The following is a 23,900-nucleotide window of genomic DNA, read 5'->3' as shown; positions in this document are numbered from 1 at the left end:
ACCTTATCACCGCCACAGGACTACGGGCAACCTTGAACAGGTCCTGCGTCTTCGCTTTATGCGCGAAATGCTCAGGATGATAACCGCTCAGACTATCGAATTAATAAACAGCTTCGCGCTCAAAGGACCAGAAAATCAAAAAAATACCGGTGGTTGGGAGCGCCGGTATATAGCATTTATCCAAGCCGGCCCGTAGATTTGACCCCAACTATCATTTCCACACATTCATTTTTACATGAATAAACGCTACCCGTTTCTTCTCGGCGGGCTGGTGTTGGGCCTGGGCGCGTGCAAGGAAACCGTGTACATCGCGGATTCCTACTCTACCATGCGCTACGACGCGCTGGCCCTGCCCGCCGCCGCCGATTCCCTGGCCCTGTACACTGTCGATTTTGTATCGGCCCGCGAAGGCTTCGTGGGCGGGGCCGGCGGCAGCCTCTTCGCCACCACTGACGCCGGCGCTACCTGGTCGCGCCGCTCGCAGCCGGCCTTGGGCACCATCAACAAGCTGCTCTTCACCACGGCCACCGCCGGCTGGGCCGGTACCAGCTCGGGCCTCTACCGCACCGCCAACGGTGGCCAAAGCTGGCAGTATGTGCCCACGGGCGACGCCTACGGCTACGCCATTGGCGTACAGGACCTGCAGTTTGTGACGCCGCTGGTGGGCTATGCCGTGGGCTCGGGCGGGGGCATCAACAAAACCACCAACGGCGGCACCACCTGGGCCAGCGTGCAGCGCCGCCCCGACAAGCGCTACACTTTCCGGGCCGTGTCGTTTACCTCCCCCGATTCGGGCACCGTGGTGGGCAACGAGCAGTCGCGCTGGCTTACCACCAACGGCGGCCAGACCTGGAGCTTTGTTGACTACTACAGCGGCCGCAGCGCCGACTATTACGGCTACGACATTCTGCGGTTTAATGCCAGTACCTACCTGCTGGCCGCGCCCGACGGCTTCAAGGCGTTCAGCCCGGCGTACAGCTATGGCCGCGACGCCGACGACGGCTACCAGCACGCCCTGTACGGCTTGGCCACGGCCGGCCCCAAAGGCCCGGTGGTGGGCGTGGGCTACCGCACCATTGTGCGCAACCACCCGGCTTATTCCCTGCAAAAGGACAACCCCTGGGTGAACGTGCACGCCCCCGACGGCACCAGCTACGCGGCCACGTACTTCGCCGCCGATTTTGCCGATGCCGGCACCTTCTACGCCGTGGGCCCGCGCGGGCTCATCCACCGCTTCCACTACCAATAGCCTGATGAACAAGTATTTCTTCGCGCTGGCCCTGGTGGCCGGCCTGGCCGGGGTGCGACCCGCGCAGGCCCAGGTAAGCAAGTTTCACGGCGATTTGGGGGTGGGGCTGGTGCCGCTGCGCGCCACCGCCCCGGTGCAGGCCAACCCCAATGGCTACCAGGGCATGCCGCAGGCCTACGTGCTCCAGACCACCAACGCCAACCTGTTGCTGCTCAATGGCAACCTGGGGTTTGATGCCCCGCTGTACCAGCTGAAGGGCGGTGAGCAGTCGCTGGGCATATCGCTGAACGCGGGGGCCGGCCTGCTGGCCACCACCCGGCAGGACGTGGACGGCTTCAACGCCCAGTTCGTGCTCGATTTTCCGGAGTACGTCACCTACCGCTACGGGGCCAAGGCCAGCAAGCATTCCAAAAAGGATTTTGGCGTGGGCGTGGGCCTGGGCTACCGTTTTAGCAAGTTCTTCCTGCCCTTCAGCTCGCCCAGCGCCATGCTTGAGGGCGTGTACGCCACCAACGACCACGACTGGTTTCTGCGCCTGAGCGCCGACCTGCGCCCCCGCCGTATCTACAACGACTACTCCAGCGAGGGCCTGGTTGAAGCCCTGCGCATTCGGGAGTTCAACGCCACCATCGGCAAGTCTTTTTAGGCTGATACCGCTTCCATTTTCTCATTTTCCTCTCTTTCTTTTTCATGAAAAACCTTTACCGTTCGCTGTCGGCCGTGCTCCTGCTGAGCGCTGCCACGGCCGCCACGCCGCCGCCGCCCGCCGCCGGGCCGCTGCAAGCCGCCCAGAGCATTGCCCTGGGCGAGCACGCCATGCTGGCCGGCACCCTGAGCCTGCCCAACCACAACATGGTGCTGCTGCTCACCGATGCCGAGTCGTTCGACATCACCGCCCAGTGCCTGGCCCCCGATGGCCATACCGTGTGGAAAACCGGCCTCAAGCGCTTCCAGCGACTCGCCGGCAGCGGCTACATGTTCGATACCCGGCAGATGGCCTTTAGCCGCACAGCCCGCGACAACAAGCAGCTGCAAAAGGACAAGCTGGCGGCCGCGCTCTACCCCGTCAACGTCTTCACCGACGGCAACCGCGTGGTGCTGGCCGAGCGGCTCGACGAGGATTCCTTCAAGAAGCAGAATAAGGACAAGGCCCTCAAGGATGGCCAGATGTTCGTGCAGCGTATCGATGAAAAGGGCGGCCTCCAGGCCCACCTGTTCGACCCGCGCCCCGGGCCCGAATCGAAGAAAACCGAGGCCAATACCCTGGGCCGCTACGCCGATGCCACCGGCTACGCCGAGGTGGTGCGCGAAACCAACAAGCGCGAGGAAACCCTCGTCTTCGCCACCATGCACTACGACCTGGGCACCAACGCCGTGCGCCGCGAGGTGCTGGAACTGCCGGCCACGCCCGAGCACGTTGGGGGCATGAACAGCTTCCGGCACTGGTACCAGGAGTGGGCCTACCTGGGCCACCGCCCCAACCAAACGTATTTCTGCCGCCGCACCGTCACCAGCGTCGCCGCGCCCAAGGAGAAGGCCGGCAACCAGCCCATCGTGTACCAGGTGCACATTGCCGACGACCAGGGCGGCCTGGCCGGCGGCTTCAGCACCACGCTGGGCCTGAACAAAGGCACCCGGCCCATGAACTCGGGCTACATGCCCAGCCCCGGCGAGATGAACCACATTCCGTTCAACTTTAGCGCCTCGCAGGGCAAAAGCTACGTGACCTACGACGAATGGGATGTTTCCTGCGGCGGCATGGGCTCGTTCTACCTCGACTACCGCACCGGCGATGTGCTCGTTTACGGCGAGTATGGCGAAGGTGAGCTGCCCGAAATGAGGGACGACGGCGATTTGCTGGGCTTTTTTGAACGTCGTTTCGCGCCCGATGGCCATGTAGTGGCCCAGGTGCAGGCCCCGTACAGCGAGGCCATGAAGGCCAAGAAAAAGAAGGCCAGCTTCAGGGGCTATTCGTACCGCAGCACGCGCTTCCACGTCGACCCCCTCACCGGCCAGCACCAGTTCAGCTTTGCGCCCGTGCGCCTGTACGGCAACGGCGAAGACTTCGACCTGTTCCTTGACTCGGAGCTGAAACCGCTGCGCTACGACTATCTGCCCGGCAAGGACAAGGACGAGCGCACCTACACCTCCGTGATGTACACGCAGCCGTTTAAGCTGGCCACCACCTTCAACAGCACCGACGAAATCCGCTTTTACGAGCACGCCGGCAAAACGGACCACCCCGTGTACGCAGCCCTCGAAAAGCAGCGCCGCACCGCCCCCGTCGATGCCCCCGACCACTGGTTTCACCTCTGCCCCACTGGCCCCGCCACCGGGCTGGTAGTGGAGCAAAAAAGCGCCCTGGGCGGCAGCCTGCAGGTATACACGTTCCAGTAGGCCCCGGTCCGACCGCCCTGGGCGGTCTGACCGGTTGTCGTTGTTTACCGGAACAGGGTCCCGGTCCGACCGGTCATCGTTGTTTACCGGCACTTATCGACGACAACCGGTCGAACCGGCGGTCAGGCCTACTTAACCATTCATTCCCATGACAACCCGCTCCCGCCTGCTGCTGGCCGTGCTGTTGGGCACGGCCGGCCGCGTGGCGGCCCAGGCCCCGGCCACGGTGCCGCTCCACCTGGTGCAAACCATTGAGCTGGCCCCCAATGCCGCGCTGGGCGGCACCATCCGGCTGCCCAACCACAACACCGTCCTGTTCATCACCGACGCGGACCGGGCCGCCGTGCGCGCCCAGTGCCTGGCCCCCAACGGCCACACGCTCTGGGAAACCCCCGTGCGCCGCTATCAGCGCCCGCGCCAGGAGGGCCTGCTGGGCAACACCCTCACCTCGACCGATAAAATGGACGCCGACCAGGTCCGCGAGGCCGCCTCCATGCTGCCCCTGAGCGTGCTCACGGAGGGCAACAACGTGCTGGTGGTGGAGCGCATCGATGCCTCGGCCGCGAAAAAGCTGCCCCAGGGTTCGCCCCTCGCTGCCGGGCAGGTGTACGTGCAGCGCCTCGACGAGCGGGGCGAGCGCACCAGCGCCGACTTCGGCCCGCCGCTCCCCATTACCATGGAAGCCGAGGAAACGGCCCAAACCGTGGGCCGCTACGCCGATGCCGGGGGCTTTGTCGAAATCGTGCGCGAAACGGCCTTCATCGGCAAGAAGGAGCGGGTGCAGCGCTTCTACCTGCTGCACTACGACCTGGGAACCACCACCCCGCGCCGTGAGCCCTTCACCCTGCCGCCCAGCCCCTGGATTGCCAGCAACTGGGACATGTTTGGGCAGTGGAACCAGGACTGGGCCTACCTGGGCCACCGCCCCAACCAAACGTATTTCTGCCGCCGCACCCTCATCAGCTCGGCCCAGGAAAAGGCTGGCCAGCAGCCGCTCACGTTTCAAGTGTACGTGGTCGATGACTTAGGCCACGCGGTACCCGGCGGCTTCAGCACCACGCTGGGGCTGGCCAAGGGCACCATTCCCATCTACTGCGGCCAGATTCCGAACTACGGCGAGCTGGATTTCGCCACGCGCCGCCACATCAGCCCCACCGACCTGACTACGCCCCGCTACGACAGCTGGGCTACCACCGCCGTGGGCTCCTTCTACCTGGACTACGCCACCGGCGACGTGCTCATTTTTGGCGAATACGGCGAAGGCGACCTGCCCACCTACGAGCTGCGGCCCGAGCTGCTGGGCTACTTCGAGCAGCGCTACGCCGTGGACGGCACCCCGCTGGCCCGCCTCCAGATGCCCTACTCCAGGGAGCTGACGGCCCACAAGAAGGCGGGCAGCTTCACGGGGCAGTACGGCCGGCGCATCGGCTTCCACCTCGACCCCCTCACCGGCCAAAGCCAGTACAGCTTCGCCCCCATGCATGTGATGGGCACCGGCGAAACCTTCGACCTCTTCCTCGACCCGCAGCTGAAGCTCCAGCGCGTGGAGTTCGTGCCCGGGGCCGGGCGCAACGCCAACGTGGCCACCACCGTGTACTACGCCCAGCCCTTCGCCGTCTTCAAAGCCAGCGGCACCACCGCCGAGCGCCGCCGCTACGCCCACGCCCACCCCACCGACGCGCCCGTGTACGCCGCTCTGGAGCAGCGCAGCCAGGCCGCCGGCTCGCTGCCCTTCCACGAGTACCACCTCAGCAGCACCGGCACCGGCACCGGCCTCGTGGTCGAGCGCCGCCTCGCCACCGGCGGCACCTTGCAGGTGTTTACGTTCTGATAGTTCGGCGTTTTCGCGCGCAAAAAGCGCTGGCAATACTACCGGCGCTTTTTTTGTGCGCGCCCCCAAATGTAGGTTTCACCGGCATAAGCAGTGCCGTTACTGACAAAGCCAGTGCTCAGGCTACCGTCTACGAACAGAAGTAGTTCTGCTCCGGCTGGAGGAGCGCGACGTGGCCCGCCAGCTGACCCGGCAAGGCTATGACCTCACGTACTACGTGAGCTACATGGGCAAGCACTACTGGCACCTATCCAGCACCGGAGAGGATGCGCTGCTGGTCGGGGTGGCGGGGACGCAGAAGATGGTTGTTTAATTCACCGTTTTCTTGAACCGACTTTACCTGTAGGACCTCTTCTTGCTTACCCCCCTCGTGTAGTCCCGCACTTCAATGAGTTGCAATCGTCCGGTTTGGTCAGGCGAAAACGTTTTTATCGTCGAATCAGGTTGTATCCACTGCTCATTTCCTATCCGATAAACTCGCTGTGGGTCACCATATCGCTCTTTAATGAGCAAATAGGGGCCGTTGACGGCATATGTTCCTGTTGTCTGAATCTCCCCCTGACGGGTGATACTTTTCAGAAAACCACTACACTGCTGCTTTGCGCCGGAATTGGCGCTTGTGACCACAAAGTAAGTATTGTCGGCATCGTCGTCATGCACATATAATGTTTCTAGAGTGATATCGTAGCGGTACTTGCCGACGAGCAGGTGGCGCATGGGACTTGTCCTCCATGATAGGCCCCCACCACCGAGCATAACCATAGAAAGCAAACAGATTAGAAGCCTCATCGTGTCTAATATATGATTTCTTTCCTTAAACGTCCAGCAGCAGCTTGCTACATAGGTGCCAGCAAGGCAATACATAGCCGGAGGAGTTCAAGAAACTGGTTCATCGTTGCTCGTTTACGAAATGCAATTTAGTAGATGAACTTCGTGAACTTCAATTTTGCAGATAGTACTCGAATCCCCCTGCTGGCCCGCGTCTGCGACGTGCTACCGAGTACTTATCCACCCCCGCCCCGAACAGGGCGAAATCATACTTCACCGGGTCGCTCGGGTCCATCTTCCGCAAATTAGCCGTCAGTTCCTCAGCGGCTTCCCAGTCCACGAGCTTGCGGGTGAGCAGGCCCAGGGGGCGGGCCTGGCGCTCGACGTGCAGGTCGATGGGCATGATGAGGTCGGCGGGCGAGAGGCGCTGCCAGAGGCCGAAATCCATGCCGTAGGCATCGCGGCGGGCATCTAGTTATTGACGCGCATTTCTGCGCTTTTTGGAGGCGGCCAGCCAGGCGGCTACGTACGAAATGTAGATACCAATGCCCATAATCATGTTGCCGTTAACTGATAGATTGTCACGCACAATTTGCCAAATAAAAAAGATATAAATCGCCGTTCCAATTATCAGCATAATGGTTGAAGCAGGCTTCTCAAAAAATCCAGGCTCGCGAATAATAGGTTCGGCATTTTCGTTCTGAAAATTTGCGGTTGCTTGTTCAACGGCCCGCTCCAGACCGTTGAAATTACCTAAGTTGCCAGCGACCTTATTGGGCGCTAACTGTAGCTGCTGGCCATTTATTAATTTCAAGTAGAACCGTTGCGCGCCGTTAAAGGATTCCTGCCGATAAGAAGCCAGACTGACAAAAGGCACTGTTATTTCTTCGCCACGATTTATATACCGTATGGTAATATCGTCAGTGTTGACCATGACCAATACGTCGCATTTCAACCACCTTTTGAGTAATTCATAAGCGATATAGCCACTGCTGAGCATCGCAATAATACCCCCAGCAATTCGCCAATTGATACCACTGAATTGCCCCCCCACGAAAACACTCAATGCGCATACGGATATGAACGCCAGAATAAACCCAAAGATGGATTTAGCTGTGCTAACGAGGGTTGCTTCAAACTGATAATTCATTGTGCTATACAATGTTAGTGCAGCACGAATAGGGTACTGACACTGTCTTTTATCGAAAGATACTGTACCAGATAGCAACGCTATTATCGGCATTTTTAACCGTTACTTATCCACCCCCGCCCCAAACAGGGCGAAATCATACTTCACCGGGTCACTCGGGTCCAGCTTCCGCAAATTGGCCGTCAATTCCTCGGCCGCTTCCCAGTCCACGAGCTTGCGGGTGAGCAGGTCCAGGGGGCGGGCCTGGCGCTCGACGTGCAGGTCGATGGGCATGATGAGGTCGGCGGGCGAGAGGCGGGTCCAGAGGCCGAAATCCACGCCGTGCTCGTCGCGGCGCACCAGCCAGCGCAGGTACATGTTCACCCGCTTGCAGGCCGATTTGCGGGCCGGCGTGGCGACGTGCTTGCGGGTACGTTGCGGTGCATCGGGCAGGCTGAAGAAGTGGTTGTGGAAGTTTATCAGCCGCTCACGCTGCGTGTGGCCCACCAGAAACGCGGTTTCCAGCGACTCGTGCTGCCCGTACCAATGGCGCAGGAAATGCACGAAATACAGCAAATCGGTATCGCAGAAGGTACGGTGGCAGAAGCCGAGCAGCTTCTTTAAGTCCTCGTCCTGGTGCTGGGTGATGAACTGGTGCGGGGCATCGTCCATGCGGCGCAGCAGGTCGTTGGTTTTGTTGATGATGGTGGGCCGCTGCCCCCAGGCCAGCAGCGCCGCAAACAGGGCCGCGATTTCAATATCCGGCCGCTGGGTGAAGCGGTGCGGAATTTGAATGGGGTCGTTTTTGATGAACTCGGGACGGTTGTAGCGCTCGTATTGCGCGTCGAGCTGGCGGCGGAGCTGGGCGATGTTCAAAGTGAGGTAAGCTTTAGCTTGCCGTCTAAGACGGGGATTGCAGATGAGCGCACAGCCGCATCACGGCAAGCTAAAGCTTACCGCACAAGGCTACTGCGGAATGTAGTTCGTCTCCACCCGGAAACGGGAGTCGGCGGTGCCGAGCTTCTGCACGGCGCGGGGCGAAAGGCGCACCAGCACGTTGTTGTTCTCGCCCGTATCGGGCAGCTTGCCGATAACGCGGACGTACACCGAGAGGCCGTTCATGGCATTTTTCACCTGCATGATGGTGCCCACGGGGGCCGTTTTGTGCAGGGCGAGGTACTTATCGGTAATGCTCTTTTCGATGGGCGCGCCGAGGCCGGACTCCACCACGCGGGCCAGCACTTCGCTGGCACGGCTGGGGGTGCGGTCCTCCTTATCTTCCTCGCGGTCGGGCGTCACGGTAGCTACCTGGGCGGGCTTATCGGGGGCCGGGGCTTTGGCGGGCGTGGCGGGCACGGCTTCTACCTCGGCGGGGCGCACGGGCGCGGTTTTGGCGGGGACCGGGGCGGCAGCGGTTTCGGCCGTGCCGGTGAGGATGAGCTGCTGGCCCACGCGCACGGTGCCGCCAGCGGGCAGCTTGTTAAGCTTAATCAGCTCATCGGGCGTGAGCTGAAACTTGCGGGCAATACCAAACAGGGTTTCGCCCTTCACCACGGTGTAGCGAGCGGGCACGGCCACGGGCGCGGCGGCCGAGGGGGATTTGTCGGGCGCGGCAGCAGCCGTGGCACGACCGGCGGCGGGGCGGGGCACGTACACAATCTGGCCCACGCCAAGGCCGTTTTTAATCTGCGGGTTGGCCGCGTTGAGCTCGGCCAAGGTGACGTGGTAGCGGCGCGTGAGGGCGGTGAGGGTTTCGCCGGCCGCCACGCGGTGCTTCACGAAGCGCTGGCCGCCGCGCATTTCCTGGCCAATGGAGTCGGCAGGGGTACTTTTGGCGTGGCCGGGTTTGCCCGGGCCGGGACCGCCCAGGGCCAGCAGCGTCAGCAACGAAAGAATTACAGTCATAGAAAATAGCCTTCCAAAATTCACTTTGCCCCCGCCCGGGAGCGCCGGCTCAGGCAGCCCGCGAGGCAAAATAACGCAATAACCGGCGGGAAATTGGGCCCGGCCGGTTTCAACCCGGCCCAGTTTCGTTATTTGGGGCTTATTGGCAGTCATTTTCCCGCTCCTCATTTCCCACTTCCCACTTTCATCCATGGTTCTTGGCCTAATTCCCGCCCGCTTTGCCTCCACCCGCCTGCCCGGCAAGCCGCTCGTCGATTTGGGCGGCCAGAGCATGATTCAGCGAGTGGTGCGGCAGGCCCAACAAGCCAATCTGGCCCGCGTGGTGGTGGCCACTGATGACGAGCGCATCCTGCGCCACGTTGAGGATTTTGGGGGCGAGGCCGTGCTCACCCACCCCGACCACCCCAGCGGCACCGACCGCCTGTGGGAGGCATTCCAGCAGCTTGGCAGCCCGGCCGACGTGCATTGCATCGTCAATATTCAGGGCGATGAGCCGTTCATCCACCCCGCCCAAATCAACGCCTTGGCCGATTTATTCGCCGATGCCGCCACCGCGCCCGCCATTGCCACGCTGGTGAAGCCGGTGGTTTCGGAGGAAGAGTTATTCAGCCCGCACCTGCCCAAAGTGGTGCTCAGCCAGCAGGGCCACGCCCTGTATTTCAGCCGCCACCCCCTGCCCTACCAGCGTGGCCGCGAGCCGGCCGAATGGCTGGCTCACCACCGCTACCTGCGCCACCTGGGCCTGTATGCCTACCAGCCGCAGGTGCTGGCGCAGCTCACGCGCCTCCCCGTGTCGCCCCTCGAAGCGGCCGAAAGCCTGGAGCAATTGCGCTGGCTGGAGGCCGGCTTCCAGATTCGCTGCGCGGAAACCGAGCTGGATGCGTTCGGCATTGACACGCCGGAGGATGTGGCGCGGGCGCGGGCCCGGCTGGGCGTTTAGCTATCGGCGCGGTCTGCCACGGCCGGCGTTTCGGGGTTGGTTTGGTGGCGCTCGCTGCGCATTTCGAGGGAGAGGAAGTAGTTGAGGGCCGTGCGGATGATGGCAATGGCCCCGAGCTTGCCCAGTTGCTCCCAGCTGGGCGAAATGGCCGTTGATAGGATATCAGCGCCCAATTGAAATTCAAGCGCCAAAGCCAAGTACCGGGCCAGCGCCAGCCGAATAGCCGTAAAATCGGCCGTCTGGCCCTTGCTCAGTGCTTTCACCAGCAGCCAGCCCGCGCTCAGAATACCCAACGCGATGATGACCGCGCCCACCATTTCTACCCCCAGCTTCAGCCACAGCACGGCATCGATAACCGCACTTTCAGCGCGGCCGTGCAGCGAAGTCACGTCGCGGGCCGTTTCGGGCAGGGCCGACAGAATGGGAGTAAGCAGCAAAAGCATAGGCGCAAACGAAGCAGGAACGTGAGGCGAGATACGGAAAACCCGCGCCCGAAGCCGAATCAGCCGCCGGCTTTCTTGGCCTTGTAGCCCTCTTTGAGCACTATCTCCAGCACTTTGTCGCGCAGGTCGCCCTGCACCACTATTTCGCCGTCCTTGGCGCTGCCGCCCACGCCGCACTTGGTTTTGAGAAGCTTGCCGAGAACCTGCAGGTCTGCATCGGTGCCCACAAAACCGGTGACGAGGGTCACCTGCTTGCCGCCGCGCTGCTTCTTATCGAGTTGCACGCGCAACTGCTGCTGCTGGGGGGGCAGCGTGGTGGCCGCCGCCGGCTCGTTGCTCTGATACGTGAAATCGGGATTGGTGGAATAGACCACGCCGGTGCGGTTCTGTTTCATTTAACAATTAACATTTAGCATTTAACAATTCGGAAAAGCTGGGCCGGCATCAGTTTATCGAGGCATCATCCAAAATTTGTTAAATGTTAAATGACACCTGTTAAATGACCTATACTGCCACGGCCAGGGCCAGCGGCCGCAGCTCTACATCAAATTCGGTGGCGTGGCCCAGGTAGTCGCCATCAACGTGAAAGCCGATGGGCGCGGCGGCCACCACCCGGCCGCGCGGCACCCGAAAATACTCAGCCGCCTTGCTTTGCGGGAGGGTGCCGAGGGCCATGGCCAGGCTCACGCGGAAGGCGCGGCCCACGGGCAGGGCATCAATCAGGCACACGTCGAGCAGGCCGTCGCGGAGGTCGGCCAGGGGGGCAATATAGGCGTTGTTGCCATACTGTGAGGCATTGGCAAAGGCCAGCACGTAGCAATCGGTGCTGATTTGCTGGCCGTCGAGGTTGGCCTGCACGGGCACCGGGCGGTAGCGGCGGTATTCGCGCAGCGTTACCTGCAAGTATGTGCTCAGGCCCCGCGAGCCCGCCTGGGCGAAGTGCTGGCTTACGTGCGCATCAAACCCCAGCCCGGCCGTGCAGAAGAACGGGTGGCCGTTTATCACGCCCACGTCCATGCGGCTGAAGGTGGGCGCGGCCAGCCGGCGCAGCGCATCGGCCAGGCCCAGCGGCACCTTCAGGTGGCGGGCCAGACCATTGCCCGAGCCCTGCGGGATGATGCCCAGGGCAGTTTCGGTGCCCAACAAGCCCCTCCCCACTTCGTTCACGGTGCCATCGCCGCCCACGGCGGCCACCACGGCAAAGCCTTCGGCGGCAGCCGTGCGGGCCAGCTCCACGGCATGCCCGGCGTATTCCGTAGGCCGAATTTCGTAGTCGGTTTCCCGCGCACCGAAGTACCGCGCAATCAGGGCGGGCATGTCGTGGCGCTGGCTGGGGCCGGCTTTGGGATTCAGAATGAAGCAGGTTTTGGGCAATTTTTTGAATGTGAAGGAGACGGAAAACAGGAAGAGTGTGCTGAATGAAGGAAGGATGTATAGGCTACGGATATAAAGCAAAAAAGCCTGCCAGAAGGCAGACTTTTTTGTTGCTTTGCCGAAAATCCGCTGTTGCGCACATTTTCACATTCAGCACATTTTCACATCAAAGCTTACCCGTTCATCTGCTCGCCGAGCTTCTGAATCAGGTCGGCCGTGCGGGTCGAGTAGCCGGTTTCGTTGTCGTACCAGCCAATTACCTTGGCCAGCGTACCGTTGGCCGAAGTCAGCTCCGAGTCGAAGATGCAGCTGTGAGGGTTGCCCACGATGTCGATGCTCACAATCGGGTCGGTGGTGTACTCGATGATGCCTTTCATGGGGCCTTCAGCGGCGGCTTTCAGGGCGGCGTTGATTTGCTCCTTGGTTACTTCCTTTTTCAGGATAACGGTCAGGTCGGTCATCGAGCCATCCGGCACGGGCACGCGCATGGCCAGGCCGTCGAGCTTGCCCTTCAGCTGGGGTAGCACCAAGCCCACGGCCTTGGCCGCACCGGTGCTGGTGGGGATGATGCTGTAGGCAGCGGCGCGGGCGCGGCGCAGGTCCTTGTGAGGCGCATCCTGCAGGTTCTGGTCCGACGTGTAGGCGTGCACCGTGGTGATGTAGCCTTTCTCGATGCCGAACGCGTCATCCAGCACTTTGGCCATGGGGGCCAGGCAGTTGGTGGTGCAGCTGGCGTTGCTGATGATAGTTTCCGAGCCGGTGAGGATTTCCTCGTTCACGCCCAGTACCACGGTCGGAATGTTGCCCGTAGCGGGAGCCGAAATCACGACTTTCTTGGCACCAGCGGTGATGTGCTGGCCAGCGCCGGCCTCGTCCACGAAGCGGCCGGTAGATTCCAGCACCACGTCGACGCCCATTTTGCCCCAGGGCAGGAGCTTGGGGTCGCGCTCGGCGAGGGCAGCGATTTTCACGCCGTTTACCGTCAGGCTTTCCTCGTCGTAGCTCACAGTACCGTCGAAACGGCCGTGTACGGAGTCGTACTTCAGCAGGTGGGCCAGCGTTTTGTTGTCGGTCAGGTCGTTGATAGCAACGATTTCCACGTTGTCGCGGCCCAGCAGCGACTTAAAGGTGAGACGGCCGATGCGGCCGAAGCCGTTGATGGCGACTTTAATTTTTGCCATTGTAAAACAGGTGGGGATTAGTGGCCAGCCGCCACGCTGGCGGCCGGTTGAAACGCGGGGCGAAGATAGCAGACCGGCGCGGGTTAGCCCACATTCTGCTTCGGCCTTCCCTAAAGCCCGATTCCTCTCCGGCCTCCGGCCCGATTCAGCGGGCAGTTGTCCGGTCCCAGGCCCCACGACAGCCTCGTAATAGGACGCCGCGAAAATTTTTCAGCCTGAAAAACAGGGTACTTTGCTCTTAACAGCACTTTTTTTTCGCCCAGAACTTGCACGAAACGAAGCGCGCCGTACCTTTGCATCATCAAAACGAACAACGGTCCGTTCGTCTAGGGGTTAGGACAGTAGATTTTCATTCTACCAACAGGGGTTCGATTCCCCTACGGACTACAATACACCACAACCGGAAGGCCCGGAAAATTGCTCCTCACGTCGTGAAAGCAGTTTTCCGGGTTTTTTGCGTTTGGCCCGCACGGTGGTTCACGACGCGAAACCGGGGGTTCCCTATCCGAGGGACGCCCCCTCTTACGCCCCCCCGTATGGTTACCCAATTTGTGTTGCGAAGCGACAAGAAAGATTCTGCCGGGCGCTGCCCGGTGCATCTGGTGGTTTATTTTGATGGTGCCCGCCTGAAATGTGCCACTGGCGAAAAGTGCAAGCCGGCTGACTGGAACGCCGACAAACAGAAGTTTCGGGCCTCATTTCCCTTGGCAGAAGAAGCCAACGACCTGCTGAAACTAATGGCGGGCAATGTGCTGGCGTGGTGGCGCAAGCTGCGGGCGGCCGGTGAGGCCCCTACCCTGGCGGGCCTGCGAGCGGTACTGCGGCCCGTGCCGGCACCGGAGCCGGAGGTTGTGCAACGTCACTCTTTGCCGACGTTGTTTGAGCAGCACCGGCAGGCGCTGCGGGCCCGGGGCTACGCTGGCCACACCCTGCGGCAGCGAAAAATGTTGTGCAGCTGGCTCCTGGGATTCGAAAGCAGCCGGGGCGAATTTCTAGACCCCACGACGTATACCCTGGCCACGCATGACCGGGTGCTGGCCTACCTGCGCTTTGACCGGAAGCTGGCACCGAATACCATTGCCAGCTTCGTGCGTGGGCTGAAGGTATTTTTGAAGTGGTGCCGGGATGAGTTGGGATTACCAGTGCCGGTGGAGTTGCGCAAGCTGCAGAGTAAGCACCAGAACGTGGTAAAAATGTGGCTCAGCGCCGCCGACCTGGACGCCTTGTCTAGTGCGATACTGCCGGCTCATTTGGTGCGGGTGCGCGATGTGCTGCTGTTCTGCTGCTACACGGGCCTACGTTATTCGGACGTGTTTGCGTTGCAGCCGGGCCACCTGCACGAGTGGAACGGGTCGCGGGTGCTGCGGTTAATACAAACCAAAACGCGCACGGGGGTGAGCATTTACCTGACGGAAGCGGCGGGGACCATCATTGACCGGTACGCGGTGGATGGCGAGCGGAAGCGGCTGCTGCCGGTGCTGGCCAACCAGGTGATGAACCGCTACCTGAAGAAGGTGGGCCAGTACGCCGGGCTGACGGGCGACGTGGTGGTGACGGAGCTACTAGCGGGCGAGGTGGTGAAAAAGTCGGTGCCGAAATACGAGCTGCTGACTTCTCACACGGCCCGCCACACCTTCGCCACGCAAAGCCTGCTGCGCGGGATGCCGGTGGAGGTGCTGCAGAAAGTGATGGGGCACGCCAACATTCAAACCACCCTGCTGTACGCGAAAGTGGTGGAGGACCTGCAGCACAACACCATGCGCCGCATTTGGGAGGGTCAGGGAGCCGCTACCGAAAGCGCGGGAGCCCGGTCCAGCCAGATTTGTGCGGTAGAGCCTCTGGCTGCCTGAACAAAACATTGCACCAGCACCACCCGCCTCTCCAGCTTGGCGGGTGGCTGCTGGAACTTGTCCAAAAGCTCACATGGATGTGCAGTTGGGCACCTCTGTGCTAGTTCTGATTGAAGGTGCAGGCGATTAAACCAGAACAAGTTGGGTTACGCGGGAGCGACCGTCTGTTCTGGCTTGGTTTTAACTTGGGCATCTGGCCATAGTAGGCTGGGCGCTTTGGTGAGTGTAATGAGGTAGACGACACCCACCACCAATAGCACAAACAGAATGTGTAAGGGCGCAAACAGCTTATGCTCGGTAAGCATTTCGAGGAGCAAAATGACGACAGCGCTAAGCAAATACGGACGCTGGGCCCGGGTGACGTCATGGTGGCGGAAGAGGATGGCCATGACATAATTCAGGATGAACTGTGTAATGGTGATGACGCCGAACAGCCAGAGGTCGGCTAAGTGCACCTGACTAAACTGGCCACGCAGGACGCATACGAGCAGCCCAACGCCGACGCAGCCGAGGTTTGTGGTGTTGAGAACAGTCAGGTTATTTTCGACAGTAAGGCTCTTTTTTCCTAGCAGATAAGCTATGGACGTCATGGCCACGGCTAGAATGGCTAAGGCAAGACCAGCAGGGTCTTCATCTATTTTGCCCGCAAAAAAAAAGGACGAGAGCACTATTGCCAAGGCAAGCACAGACAAGCCGAATTTACTATCACGCAGTCGTTGCCCCAAGACAACGCCAATGATGACGGCGAAAGGGACGTCAAGCCGCTGGATGGTCGCAACAGTGACGCCAGCTAAACGGTGGAAGGCTTCAAAGGCCAGCAGCACGGCAATACCCGAATTGAGAAACCGGACTACTTGGGTTTGGGGAACCTGCGGCACTAAGCTGATTCCTTGCCGCCAAGCGATGATTACAATGAACACTACACCCGCTAAGCCGCGGTAAAGCAGCAGCGAAGGAGCAGTATAGCTGCGGTCCATTAAGTGCTCTACGGAGAGGTTGTAGCCTACAGCCGCAACCAGGATAATCCAGGCATTGTAGCGAAGAACAAACTGTTCGGTGCGCGTCATCATTAACCGTAACTATAAAGCTATATCACTTCAACTCGAAAAACCACTTCGGCTTAAATGTTATGTCGTCAGCGTTGGCTTCCTTCGTCAGCGGCTTCCACGTTCCGTGGTCGTCGTATTGCTTTCCCAGCACAAACACGGCGTGATTATCACTGTATGCCACGACTGCTGTTTGGGTTGAAAAATCGCGCTTAGGGTCGTACTCATGTCCTCCCGCCGTTGCATCCGTTGCTAACAAGCCCAGGTGGCGGTAAGCATTGTCGCTGCAAATACTTCTCTTGGTCAGTCGCTTCAGCGCTGTATGATAACTGCCGAGTGCCGCGCTGGAATCAATACGATTGGTTGCCTCATTCGTGCAGCCGTACAGCTTCTGTGTTTCTATATATTTTGCCATCACCGCGTAGCAGAAATTGGCGTAGCTGACCAATGCGGCGCGCTCTCCGGCAGGCATTGTCACTCCTGCCGGCTGCTTGAACTTGGCCCAGTCGGCTGCCTGCTGCCGCTCAGCATCGGTTAGGGTTAGTGCCGTATGGTCGCGTAGCGTAACGCGCACTTGGCCATCGGTGTGCAGCGTGTCAAAGACCTGACCCACTCCGTAGCGCTGAATAGCCGCCTTTATCAAGGCTACCGAAATGCAGTTGTTGGCTTTGCCTTGCGCAAAAGCCTGCATCCGCATCTCATCAGGTGATTGGGAATAGACAGCCGAGGTGTGCAGTCCAAGTAGTAGAGCAGCCATTAGGCCGCGCAGTAGAACAAGGTTTTTCATAAAAACGAGGGCGACTGAAGAGAGAAAGAAAAACATCAAGCTGCCACCCCATATACCTTCGCCAGCTCCAACCCCATACAGCCCATTATGTCGGCAATTTCATAATACCGTAGCCGATTGTGCTGCGAGAAAAAGGAGAAAAACCCCAATTGCTTTTGTGCTGCCGGGTCGTATAGCATATTGGTTTCATTCATGACAGTACCCGCTCCTAAGGACCCTGTTTTGCCACTTAGCTTTGGCATAGTGTAATAATTAGGGTAACGTCCGGTTCGTGACCACACATTGTGTGTTCGCACAATATCAAAAAAAACCTCTCGCGCTTGCTCCCCAAATGCTTTTCCGGACAAGTACTGCCACAAGAGGTTACAGTCGCTGGCGGTGGTGCAGTTGTCGGGCAGGGTATCAGCAATAACAACTTCATAGGCGGCAAACATCTCGGCCGAGTACATGTAGCCGGGCGTACTCCAGTGGTGCGGGGCGGCCAGCAGGCGGCCAATGAGGGTGTCGAGGTTGTCGGTTAAGCAGGAATGGGTGCAGCTGGCCGCCACGAATAGCCGGGCCACCCGCGCATTACCTACCAGTTCATGCAGGGTGTCGGCGCAAATATTATCCGAAGTGGCCACTATCATCTTGCAGCAGTCCACCACGCTCAGGTGGGTGAGATGGCTGAACTGCTGGAGAATACCTTCGCCGTGCTGGAAACGGTCTTTTTCCAGCCGTATCTGCTGGTCGGGCTGCAGCAACCCTTCCTCTATCATCTGGACGGCCGCGGCAATCACAAACAGCTTGTACACGGAACCCCATGGCATGGGTTCGACGAGAGCTCCGCGTCCGTAAGCCTGCGCAGTGGCCAAGTCGTACAGCTCGAACTGATACAGGCTGCCGGGCATCCGGGTCTGCACCAATGCTTCAATGGCGTCGAGGTGTTGATTAATGCGATTGGTCATGGAGGAGCAGGGAGGCTTTTTGGATAAGGTGTTCCACCATTCGGCCGGGCACGTCGATGCCGAGCTTGGGGAATGTGGCAAAGCCGCAGGGAATGTTCATTTCGAGTAGTTGCGGGCGGCCCTGCTGGTCAAACAAGAGGTCGACACCGCCCAGCTCCACCCCGGCCGCGTGCACGGCGGCAACCGCCAGGGCCTCGGCCGCGGCAGAAACACTGACAAGACGTGGGTGCAGGTCGGGGGCGGCGTTGGAGCGGAAGTCTGCGGGTGGATTGTCGTACTCGAGCGCGCCCACCACTTCGTTGCCGACGACCATGAGCCGGGCTGTACCGCTACTTTCCATGTACTCGCGGAGCAGAAAGTCAGCCCCGGTGGCCATCAGGTAATCGGCCAGGGAAAGCAGGGCCGCGTGGGAGTCCACGCGCATGACGCCGGTGCCCAGGGTGCCGCCGGCCGTTTTGAGCACCAGTGGGTAGCCGCCGAGGTAGTCAGCATAGCGGGACAATAGGGCGCGGTCGGCCGTGGCATGGGCAACCGTGCGCGGCTGCGCGAGGCCGGCGCGGCTGTGGGCAGCCAGCCAGCGGGTGGTGTCCTGTAGGCCAAGGGGCGGCCCTGCAGTGTAGAAGGTGGCCACGCCGGGACGCCACAACTCCTCTTCCAGGCGCAGCCCTTCACGCGTGGCGTTGTAGAGTGCATCGCCGGGGTGCATATTGGGCAGCGCCAGGCGGTCGACGGTGGTACTTTCGAGGATGATACAGGGGATGCCGCGCTGCTGGCAGGCCGTTTCCAGCAGGGCAGCCCGTTCCAGGGTATTGGCGGAAAAGCCGGTGGTAAGGATGTAGAGAGTCATATCCTGGTGAGGGTACTGGCTGCCTGAATTGGCTGTTCTACTTCGACTACTGGTTCTATAGCAAACGACCAAAATATCTTGGGACCGTACAGCGGCGGGCTATGCGGCGGGGGTAGCTGACCGGTGGGCACAAAGCCACAACGCTCATACAGGCGCCCCACGGCTGTGTTGCTCTCCAGCGTATAGGCCAGCACAAACTGTAGTCCCGCTGGGCCTGCCCACGCAAGCGCCGCCCGAAGTAAGGCCTCCCCGGCTCCGTTTGAGTGACTGCCAAGAGCTCTGTAGGTGCTGGATTCGGCCAGCAGATGCCGTTTCATCGGATTGCTGGTACATGGCAGCAGCGACTGCCAGCCCACCACATTTCCCGCTACCTCAGCCACCCAAAACCCAAACGGCGGCCGGCAGGTAGTAAAGTTGTCGTGAAACTGCTCCTGCAAGTCAGCAGGACGGTCAAACTCGGCGAAGGAGTGCACGATGCCATCCAGCCAGATGGCGTAGATGGCGTCGAAGTCGGTGGGCAGCGCGGGGCGAATAGTCATCACTCGAAGACTTGCTTCAGAAAATCTTTCATAATTGCCTGACGCTTGAAGTAGACTAACCAGTCATGCTCTTCATATGCGCCGTGCTGGTACTGCTTGGGGGTATCTTTTCTTGAAGTTGAGGTACAAAAACCGATTGGCCGCAAATCAATGGGATAATGAGCAGTCTGCTCAGCAGCATATTTTAGTGCACATAAGCTAGCTCCCATTCCGGTTGCCCCTGCTTTCTCAGCGCCAACCCATTTTTTGTTGATAGCATAATCCCGTTCATTGCGTCCGACTACCAAGCGGTATCCCACCATCTGGGCACTGGTAACCTGAGGTGTGCGTTGACCATAGTAAGTAAACGCCTGTGATGTCAGGGCGGGCACCAACATTCCCACCCTGATATCAGGATTTGTGGGCGTACTAGTGGCCGCTGCCCAAGCAGTAAGGTCATCCTCGGCACTACCGCCGCCGTTGAACGCATCATTGTTCCAAAGCGCCTGTGAGATGACAATGGCGCCTGAACTGTGGGTAAGCACTCGCACTGGTGTCCGATTGTCAAGTTGGCTAAGTACTTCTCTCAGGCGTAGCCCCGCATATCGCGCACTAAGCTGTGCTGCACTCCAAATGAGTAGCGGATTCTCCTGTAACCCATCCCAATATACCTCCAGCCACACGGCGTTACTTGGTAGCAGGCCCGTTGCCATGAGCGAGTCTTTTACACGGCTGTAATACGGTTCGGGCAGCTCGCAATGGCCGCTTGGATTCTTGCAGGGGGAGTTGTCGCAAGAAATTTGGGCAGCCAGATGGTCGGTGTCAGACACATTGTAGCCGTGAATGAGCATGATGAGCGGCCGAGCACCCTGTTGCGTTGTGCTGTCGATTTGCCGGACGGCAGCAGTAGTCAATTGATTTTGAATAATTTGCCAGCCGCGTGAGTTCCAAACGCCTGCTTTGCCAGCCAGTTGCGGCGTTTGGTGGTATTGTGCAAAGAGCTTGTCGCGCAGGCCAGCATTGTGGTTATAGTAATGTTCCAAATCAGCCGAGCCATTATTCACGTCGGCCCGCAGCCCGGTATTGGTCGGCAGACAGGAAGCATCAGGATACAAATTGCCGCCACTGTCGATATAAAGTCGAAGGATTCCATCCGAATGCGCTTGCCGCGCCTTTTTCAAACAGCAGTACACTGCGTGGTGAGCCGGGTTGGTTTGAATGTACCCGGCAATTGGATTGTACACCCTGCCTGTTGTTGTCAACCATGCCAGCAATAGACCAATGCAAATAAGGCTTGCAATAACTAATGAAATTTTTCGGCGCAAATGCGGGGTAGATGCCATGGTCGTTTAAGATGAATCACATGATTTCCATGGCAAAACCCACTACCAGCAGCTGGTCGCCGTTGCGCTTGTGCTACTTCCCGTGTCTGACGTAAGTGCTGACTTCAGCGCTCGATAATTGCTTAAGCGGGTGCATTAAAGCCGGCAGGACAAAGCACGAGCAACGCACTAATTCGCTGTATAAAGCTATTAGGATACGTCTGAATTTGCAATACGCATTTATAGATATTTGTTATGACATGAAAAGCAGGTTCAGCAGAACCGGAATGGAAGCAATAATCCATGGGCGCTCTTGGCCTATCGAGCGATGCCTGTACAATATAGAATTAAGCTGGGTGAGGCGCTACAACGTGGGGCGAGGGTGGCTTTTGCTATACTCCAGCTATACTCGAAGCCCGACCTAACGGGTGCTAACTACACAGACCGTTGGTTCAGGGCGCGAGAAACTTCGGCCTCTGGGAGGTGGGTAAATTGGCAGAACTCAGCTACTGATACGTAGGCGCGGGCGGGCTTGTCGAAATGCTTCCGGATACGCTGAAGCAGCACCTTGGCGGTGCTGTATTTGGTGCCGGTAAGCTGGGCTGCCTCCTTCGGGCAGATGCAGACCTGGGGCATAATGGGAGGGTTTTGGGTGAAAGTGGCAGGCTAAGATACAACCGCTAAAACCGGGCCGTAGGTTCGGGGCATGAAGGTTAGGCAGACTATTTTACGGGTGGGCGAAATGGCGCTGGTCGGGGCGTTGGTCGCGGGCTGTTTGTCGAGCCAGCGCGAAACGGGCGCGCCGCTGTCGCTGACAGCTCGGGCTGCTGCTGCCGCTGAGGCTGCCCGGGTGGTGCGCGTCATCGACGCCGATACCTACATCATGCTGTCGGGGTCGAGCACTTTCCGGCTGCGGCTGCTGGGCGTGGATGCGCCGGAGCAGGACCAGGCGTTTGGGCCGCAGGCTACTGACTCGGTGGCGCGGCTGTTGGCTCCGGGGCGGGTAGTGCTGGTGGCGCGGGCCGGGCTGGACCTGTATGGGCGGACGCTTGGCGCGGTGCTGCTGCCAACGGCAACGGTGGCCGCCGCGGGCCGCGCCGTGCCGCTGGATTCACTCATGGTAGTGCGCGGGTGGGCCTGGGCCATTGACCCCAACCGCACGGTGGCCGGGCGGGCGCAACAGCAAGCGGCCGCGCAGCGGGCCGGGCTAGGCCTGTGGAAATGCGGCGTGAGCCAAGCCGTGCCGCCGAAGCTGTGGCGGTCCTTCAATGCAGAAATCAAGCGGCGCTACCGGGTTGGCTGCACCTGGTAACGATGCCGCGCAAATGAAAGCAGCCGGGTTTTTTATCTCATTTTTTATCCCCCTTTTCTCATGGCCTCACAAACTGGCATTCTGGGACTGCAAGGCACGGTAGGCGGCCTTGTCTTTTCCAAAAACGGCACTGTCCGTCAAAAACCTGCCTCCAACAAAGCGGCCTTCGCCAACTCGGCGAGCCTGGCCCGTACCCGTGAAAACGCGGCTGAATTCGGCTTGTCGGCCAAGTATAGCAAACTGCTCCGCGACTCGCTGCGCGTGGCCATTTCCTCGTCCAGCGACAGCCGTGTGGCCTCGCGCCTGACCAAGGCGATGCGCGCCATCATTGGGCTCGACGACACCAATGACCGGGGCCTGCGCGTGTTCGACTCTTCGAACTCAGCCCCGCTGCTCGGCTTCAACTTCAACATCGGGGCCGGCATCGGCCAGACCATGTACTTCCCCTACGAGGTGAAGGGCGCGGGTGCGGATGTGACGATGACGATTCCGGCCCTGAACCCGGCCTCGGACATTGCCGCTCCGCAGGGGGCTACGCACTTCGAAGTGGTGTTTGCCGCTTCGGACCTGGACATGGAGATGCTGACTTACACCAACGGCGTGGTGGCGGCTCCCCTGGGCATTCTGCCCCTCAACAGCGCGCCGCTGGTGAATCAGGCAGTGGTGGCCAGCTTCCCGGCCGCTCCGGCCGATGCCAACTTGGTGGTCGGCGTAGTGGGCATCAACTTCTACCAGCAGATTAACGGCAAGTTCTACCCGCTGAATAACAACAGCACGAACCCACTGGCCATCGAATATGTGGCCTAGGCCGCAAATGCGCTGGTATTGAACGGCCGGCCCGCAACGGCCGGCCGTTTTCTTTTTACCTCTTAAATCTCAACTATCATGGCACTGACGGCCTATCAAACCCAATTTAAGCGGCGTATGAAACGCGCCATTAAGCTCCGCGCCAAAGCCGACCAGAAAGCCCGGCGCTACACGCAACTACTGGCTGATGCCATCGGGGCGGCCGAGGACGCGGCTATGCAGATGGATGCGCTCAACCAGCTCTATAACGTGGACGTGAGCACCTACACGCTGCTCACGCAGGCACTGCACGCGAATAGCGGGCAGGAGGTGCTGGTAGACCATTTGGCACAAAGCACGCCCGGCGAGGAAGCGGTACTTTTCAACCAGGTGCCGGACGGCAATGGCGGGCAGGAACTGCCTGCCAACCCGCTGTTTGGCGAACTAGTGGCGGGTACGCCCATTATGCCGCCTGCACAAACGGCATTTGACGTGGCTCCGAAAAAAACACCCGAGCAAGTAAGTAACTAAAGGGAATAGTAGCCCTTGAGGCAATTGCAGCCGTTGAAACCTTACTTACTGGCCGGCTTCCTTAATTGGGAGCCGGCCTTTTTTGTATTGAAGGCAGAACAAACTATCAAAACTACCTGATTAGTGACGGGTTAGCTTGGTTGGTGTAGGTGGCGAAAAAGTTTTCAGCCTGAGCATCAGGCTGAATTGCCAATTATATTAGTCGCACAATAAACTAAATCAGTTAGTAGGCGTTTACTTTGCCTCTACACTGATTTGTTCCGCCTTATGTACGACGTGCTGCTTATTCCGGTGCATGAAGCACCATTGCCTGCTTTCCTGCCTGTATTTAGTTATCGGGTGCCGGCTGGATTCCCCTCCCCGGCCACCGATGAGCTGGAAGGGCTTTTTGATTTGAATAGCCTGCTGTTCCGGCACCCTGACGCCACGTACCTGGTGCGAGTGGCTGGGGAGTCGATGAGCGGCGCGGAGATTCATGCCGGCGACCTGCTAGCGGTGGACAAGCACCTGGAAGCCGACCATGGGCACATCGTGGTAGCGGTGGTGGAAGGTGACTGCACGGTGAAGCGATTGGAGCGCCGGGGGGAGTCGTGGTGGCTGGTGCCGGCGAATCCGGCCTTTAATCCCTACCAGATTCGGACGGGGGAAGAACTGCACATTTGGGGCGTAGTGACGCACGTTGTCCATGAACTGCTGCCGGGCCGGTTAGCGGCGCTGCTGCACAGCCGCGACTAGGT

The 23,900-nt window shown here is 59.8% G+C and carries 26 protein-coding genes, 1 tRNA gene and 1 pseudogene; 12 read left to right on the top strand and 16 right to left on the bottom strand.

Annotated features, from left to right (window positions below; genetic code table 11):
• Window positions 1-235 precede the first annotated feature (235 nt).
• The 5 genes from HBN54_RS13885 (at window position 236) to HBN54_RS13865 (ending at window position 5,790) form a co-directional block, all read left to right on the top strand.
• Window positions 236-1,249 (top strand): WD40/YVTN/BNR-like repeat-containing protein, encoded by a 1,014-nt coding sequence (locus tag HBN54_RS13885; protein ID WP_168673821.1) that lies wholly within the window; start codon window positions 236-238, stop codon window positions 1,247-1,249.
• Window positions 1,250-1,253: 4 nt separating this feature from the next.
• Window positions 1,254-1,895 carry a hypothetical protein gene (locus tag HBN54_RS13880; RefSeq protein WP_168673820.1) on the top strand — a complete coding sequence of 214 codons (642 nt, stop codon included), beginning with the start codon at window positions 1,254-1,256 and terminating at the stop codon, window positions 1,893-1,895.
• A 44-nt stretch (window positions 1,896-1,939) separates the two neighbouring features.
• Window positions 1,940-3,646, top strand: coding sequence for a hypothetical protein (locus HBN54_RS13875; RefSeq protein ID WP_168673819.1), 1,707 nt, complete (start codon window positions 1,940-1,942; stop codon window positions 3,644-3,646).
• A 148-nt stretch (window positions 3,647-3,794) separates the two neighbouring features.
• Window positions 3,795-5,477 (top strand): hypothetical protein, encoded by a 1,683-nt coding sequence (locus HBN54_RS13870; protein ID WP_168673818.1) that lies wholly within the window; start codon window positions 3,795-3,797, stop codon window positions 5,475-5,477.
• A gap of 172 nt (window positions 5,478-5,649) precedes the next feature.
• Window positions 5,650-5,790, top strand: a complete 141-nt coding sequence (locus HBN54_RS13865) for a hypothetical protein (protein ID WP_168673817.1) — start codon at window positions 5,650-5,652, stop codon at window positions 5,788-5,790.
• Between the two features lie 23 nt (window positions 5,791-5,813).
• On the opposite strand, the gene HBN54_RS13860 is transcribed toward HBN54_RS13865, so the two are convergent.
• The 5 genes and pseudogenes from HBN54_RS13860 to HBN54_RS13840 form a co-directional block, all read right to left on the bottom strand.
• Window positions 5,814-6,194 (bottom strand): hypothetical protein, encoded by a 381-nt coding sequence (locus HBN54_RS13860; RefSeq protein WP_168673816.1) that lies wholly within the window; start codon window positions 6,192-6,194, stop codon window positions 5,814-5,816.
• 223 nt (window positions 6,195-6,417) lie between these two features.
• Window positions 6,418-6,711 (bottom strand): annotated as a pseudogene (locus tag HBN54_RS13855) (DUF2400 family protein); the annotation flags it as partial.
• A 9-nt stretch (window positions 6,712-6,720) separates the two neighbouring features.
• Window positions 6,721-7,395, bottom strand: a complete 675-nt coding sequence (locus HBN54_RS13850; RefSeq protein WP_168673814.1) for a hypothetical protein — start codon at window positions 7,393-7,395, stop codon at window positions 6,721-6,723.
• Between the two features lie 102 nt (window positions 7,396-7,497).
• Window positions 7,498-8,250, bottom strand: coding sequence for a TIGR02757 family protein (locus tag HBN54_RS13845; RefSeq protein ID WP_168673813.1), 753 nt, complete (start codon window positions 8,248-8,250; stop codon window positions 7,498-7,500).
• A gap of 90 nt (window positions 8,251-8,340) precedes the next feature.
• The gene (locus HBN54_RS13840; protein ID WP_168673812.1) at window positions 8,341-9,279 is read right to left on the bottom strand and encodes a DPBB and LysM peptidoglycan-binding domain-containing protein; all 939 of its coding nucleotides are present in this window, start codon (window positions 9,277-9,279) and stop codon (window positions 8,341-8,343) included.
• A 190-nt stretch (window positions 9,280-9,469) separates the two neighbouring features.
• On the opposite strand from HBN54_RS13840, the gene kdsB reads away from it, so the two are divergent.
• Entirely contained in the window at window positions 9,470-10,219 is a 750-nt protein-coding gene (gene kdsB / locus HBN54_RS13835; protein ID WP_168673811.1) for a 3-deoxy-manno-octulosonate cytidylyltransferase, read from the top strand.
• Here the strand turns inward: kdsB and HBN54_RS13830 are convergent.
• From HBN54_RS13830 to gap, 4 genes are all read right to left on the bottom strand, one after another.
• Window positions 10,216-10,662, bottom strand: a complete 447-nt coding sequence (locus tag HBN54_RS13830) for a DUF1622 domain-containing protein (protein ID WP_168673810.1) — start codon at window positions 10,660-10,662, stop codon at window positions 10,216-10,218. The two genes, kdsB and HBN54_RS13830, sit on opposite strands and share 4 nt — an antisense overlap.
• 59 nt (window positions 10,663-10,721) lie before the next feature.
• Window positions 10,722-11,057 carry a translation initiation factor gene (locus HBN54_RS13825; RefSeq protein WP_168673809.1) on the bottom strand — a complete coding sequence of 112 codons (336 nt, stop codon included), beginning with the start codon at window positions 11,055-11,057 and terminating at the stop codon, window positions 10,722-10,724.
• A 109-nt stretch (window positions 11,058-11,166) separates the two neighbouring features.
• Complete coding sequence (locus tag HBN54_RS13820; protein ID WP_168673808.1) at window positions 11,167-12,036, bottom strand: diacylglycerol/lipid kinase family protein; 870 nt, start codon at window positions 12,034-12,036, stop codon at window positions 11,167-11,169.
• 173 nt (window positions 12,037-12,209) lie between these two features.
• Complete coding sequence (gene gap, locus HBN54_RS13815) at window positions 12,210-13,217, bottom strand: type I glyceraldehyde-3-phosphate dehydrogenase (RefSeq protein ID WP_168673807.1); 1,008 nt, start codon at window positions 13,215-13,217, stop codon at window positions 12,210-12,212.
• Between the two features lie 315 nt (window positions 13,218-13,532).
• Here gap and HBN54_RS13810 point away from each other — a divergent pair.
• Both HBN54_RS13810 and HBN54_RS13805 read left to right on the top strand, forming a co-directional pair.
• A tRNA-Glu gene (locus HBN54_RS13810) sits at window positions 13,533-13,604 on the top strand.
• 149 nt (window positions 13,605-13,753) lie between these two features.
• The gene (locus HBN54_RS13805) at window positions 13,754-15,067 is read left to right on the top strand and encodes a tyrosine-type recombinase/integrase (RefSeq protein WP_168673806.1); all 1,314 of its coding nucleotides are present in this window, start codon (window positions 13,754-13,756) and stop codon (window positions 15,065-15,067) included.
• A gap of 146 nt (window positions 15,068-15,213) precedes the next feature.
• Here HBN54_RS13805 and HBN54_RS13800 read toward each other — a convergent pair whose 3' ends face one another.
• The 7 genes from HBN54_RS13800 to HBN54_RS13770 form a co-directional block, all read right to left on the bottom strand.
• On the bottom strand, window positions 15,214-16,137 hold the full coding sequence (locus tag HBN54_RS13800) for a hypothetical protein (RefSeq protein ID WP_168673805.1): 924 nt from the start codon (window positions 16,135-16,137) through the stop codon (window positions 15,214-15,216).
• A 22-nt stretch (window positions 16,138-16,159) separates the two neighbouring features.
• Complete coding sequence (locus HBN54_RS13795; RefSeq protein ID WP_168673804.1) at window positions 16,160-16,900, bottom strand: hypothetical protein; 741 nt, start codon at window positions 16,898-16,900, stop codon at window positions 16,160-16,162.
• Between the two features lie 35 nt (window positions 16,901-16,935).
• Entirely contained in the window at window positions 16,936-17,847 is a 912-nt protein-coding gene (locus HBN54_RS13790) for a serine hydrolase (protein WP_168673803.1), read from the bottom strand.
• Complete coding sequence (locus HBN54_RS13785; RefSeq protein ID WP_168673802.1) at window positions 17,831-18,694, bottom strand: ATP-grasp domain-containing protein; 864 nt, start codon at window positions 18,692-18,694, stop codon at window positions 17,831-17,833. The genes HBN54_RS13790 and HBN54_RS13785 overlap by 17 nt, the downstream gene beginning before the upstream one ends.
• Window positions 18,691-19,233, bottom strand: a complete 543-nt coding sequence (locus HBN54_RS13780; RefSeq protein WP_168673801.1) for a GNAT family N-acetyltransferase — start codon at window positions 19,231-19,233, stop codon at window positions 18,691-18,693. Before HBN54_RS13780 ends, HBN54_RS13785 begins: the two co-directional genes overlap by 4 nt.
• Entirely contained in the window at window positions 19,233-20,555 is a 1,323-nt protein-coding gene (locus tag HBN54_RS13775) for a hypothetical protein (protein WP_168673800.1), read from the bottom strand. The genes HBN54_RS13780 and HBN54_RS13775 overlap by 1 nt, the downstream gene beginning before the upstream one ends.
• Before the next feature lie 414 nt (window positions 20,556-20,969).
• Window positions 20,970-21,170: a hypothetical protein gene (locus HBN54_RS13770; RefSeq protein WP_168673799.1), complete on the bottom strand. Its 201-nt coding sequence runs from the start codon at window positions 21,168-21,170 to the stop codon at window positions 20,970-20,972.
• A gap of 70 nt (window positions 21,171-21,240) precedes the next feature.
• Here HBN54_RS13770 and HBN54_RS13765 point away from each other — a divergent pair, with 70 nt between their 5' ends.
• From HBN54_RS13765 to HBN54_RS13750, 4 genes are all read left to right on the top strand, one after another.
• The gene (locus HBN54_RS13765) at window positions 21,241-21,846 is read left to right on the top strand and encodes a thermonuclease family protein (RefSeq protein WP_235955535.1); all 606 of its coding nucleotides are present in this window, start codon (window positions 21,241-21,243) and stop codon (window positions 21,844-21,846) included.
• A 60-nt stretch (window positions 21,847-21,906) separates the two neighbouring features.
• Complete coding sequence (locus tag HBN54_RS13760) at window positions 21,907-22,653, top strand: hypothetical protein (protein ID WP_168673798.1); 747 nt, start codon at window positions 21,907-21,909, stop codon at window positions 22,651-22,653.
• Window positions 22,654-22,770: 117 nt separating this feature from the next.
• The gene (locus HBN54_RS13755) at window positions 22,771-23,163 is read left to right on the top strand and encodes a hypothetical protein (RefSeq protein WP_235955534.1); all 393 of its coding nucleotides are present in this window, start codon (window positions 22,771-22,773) and stop codon (window positions 23,161-23,163) included.
• Window positions 23,164-23,430: 267 nt separating this feature from the next.
• Entirely contained in the window at window positions 23,431-23,898 is a 468-nt protein-coding gene (locus HBN54_RS13750) for a LexA family protein (RefSeq protein ID WP_168673796.1), read from the top strand.
• Window positions 23,899-23,900: the final 2 nt, after the last annotated feature.

Source organism: Hymenobacter artigasi, from assembly GCF_012275535.1.
GTDB lineage: Bacteria > Bacteroidota > Bacteroidia > Cytophagales > Hymenobacteraceae > Hymenobacter > Hymenobacter artigasi.
This window is presented reverse-complemented; position numbering and strand designations above follow the sequence as displayed.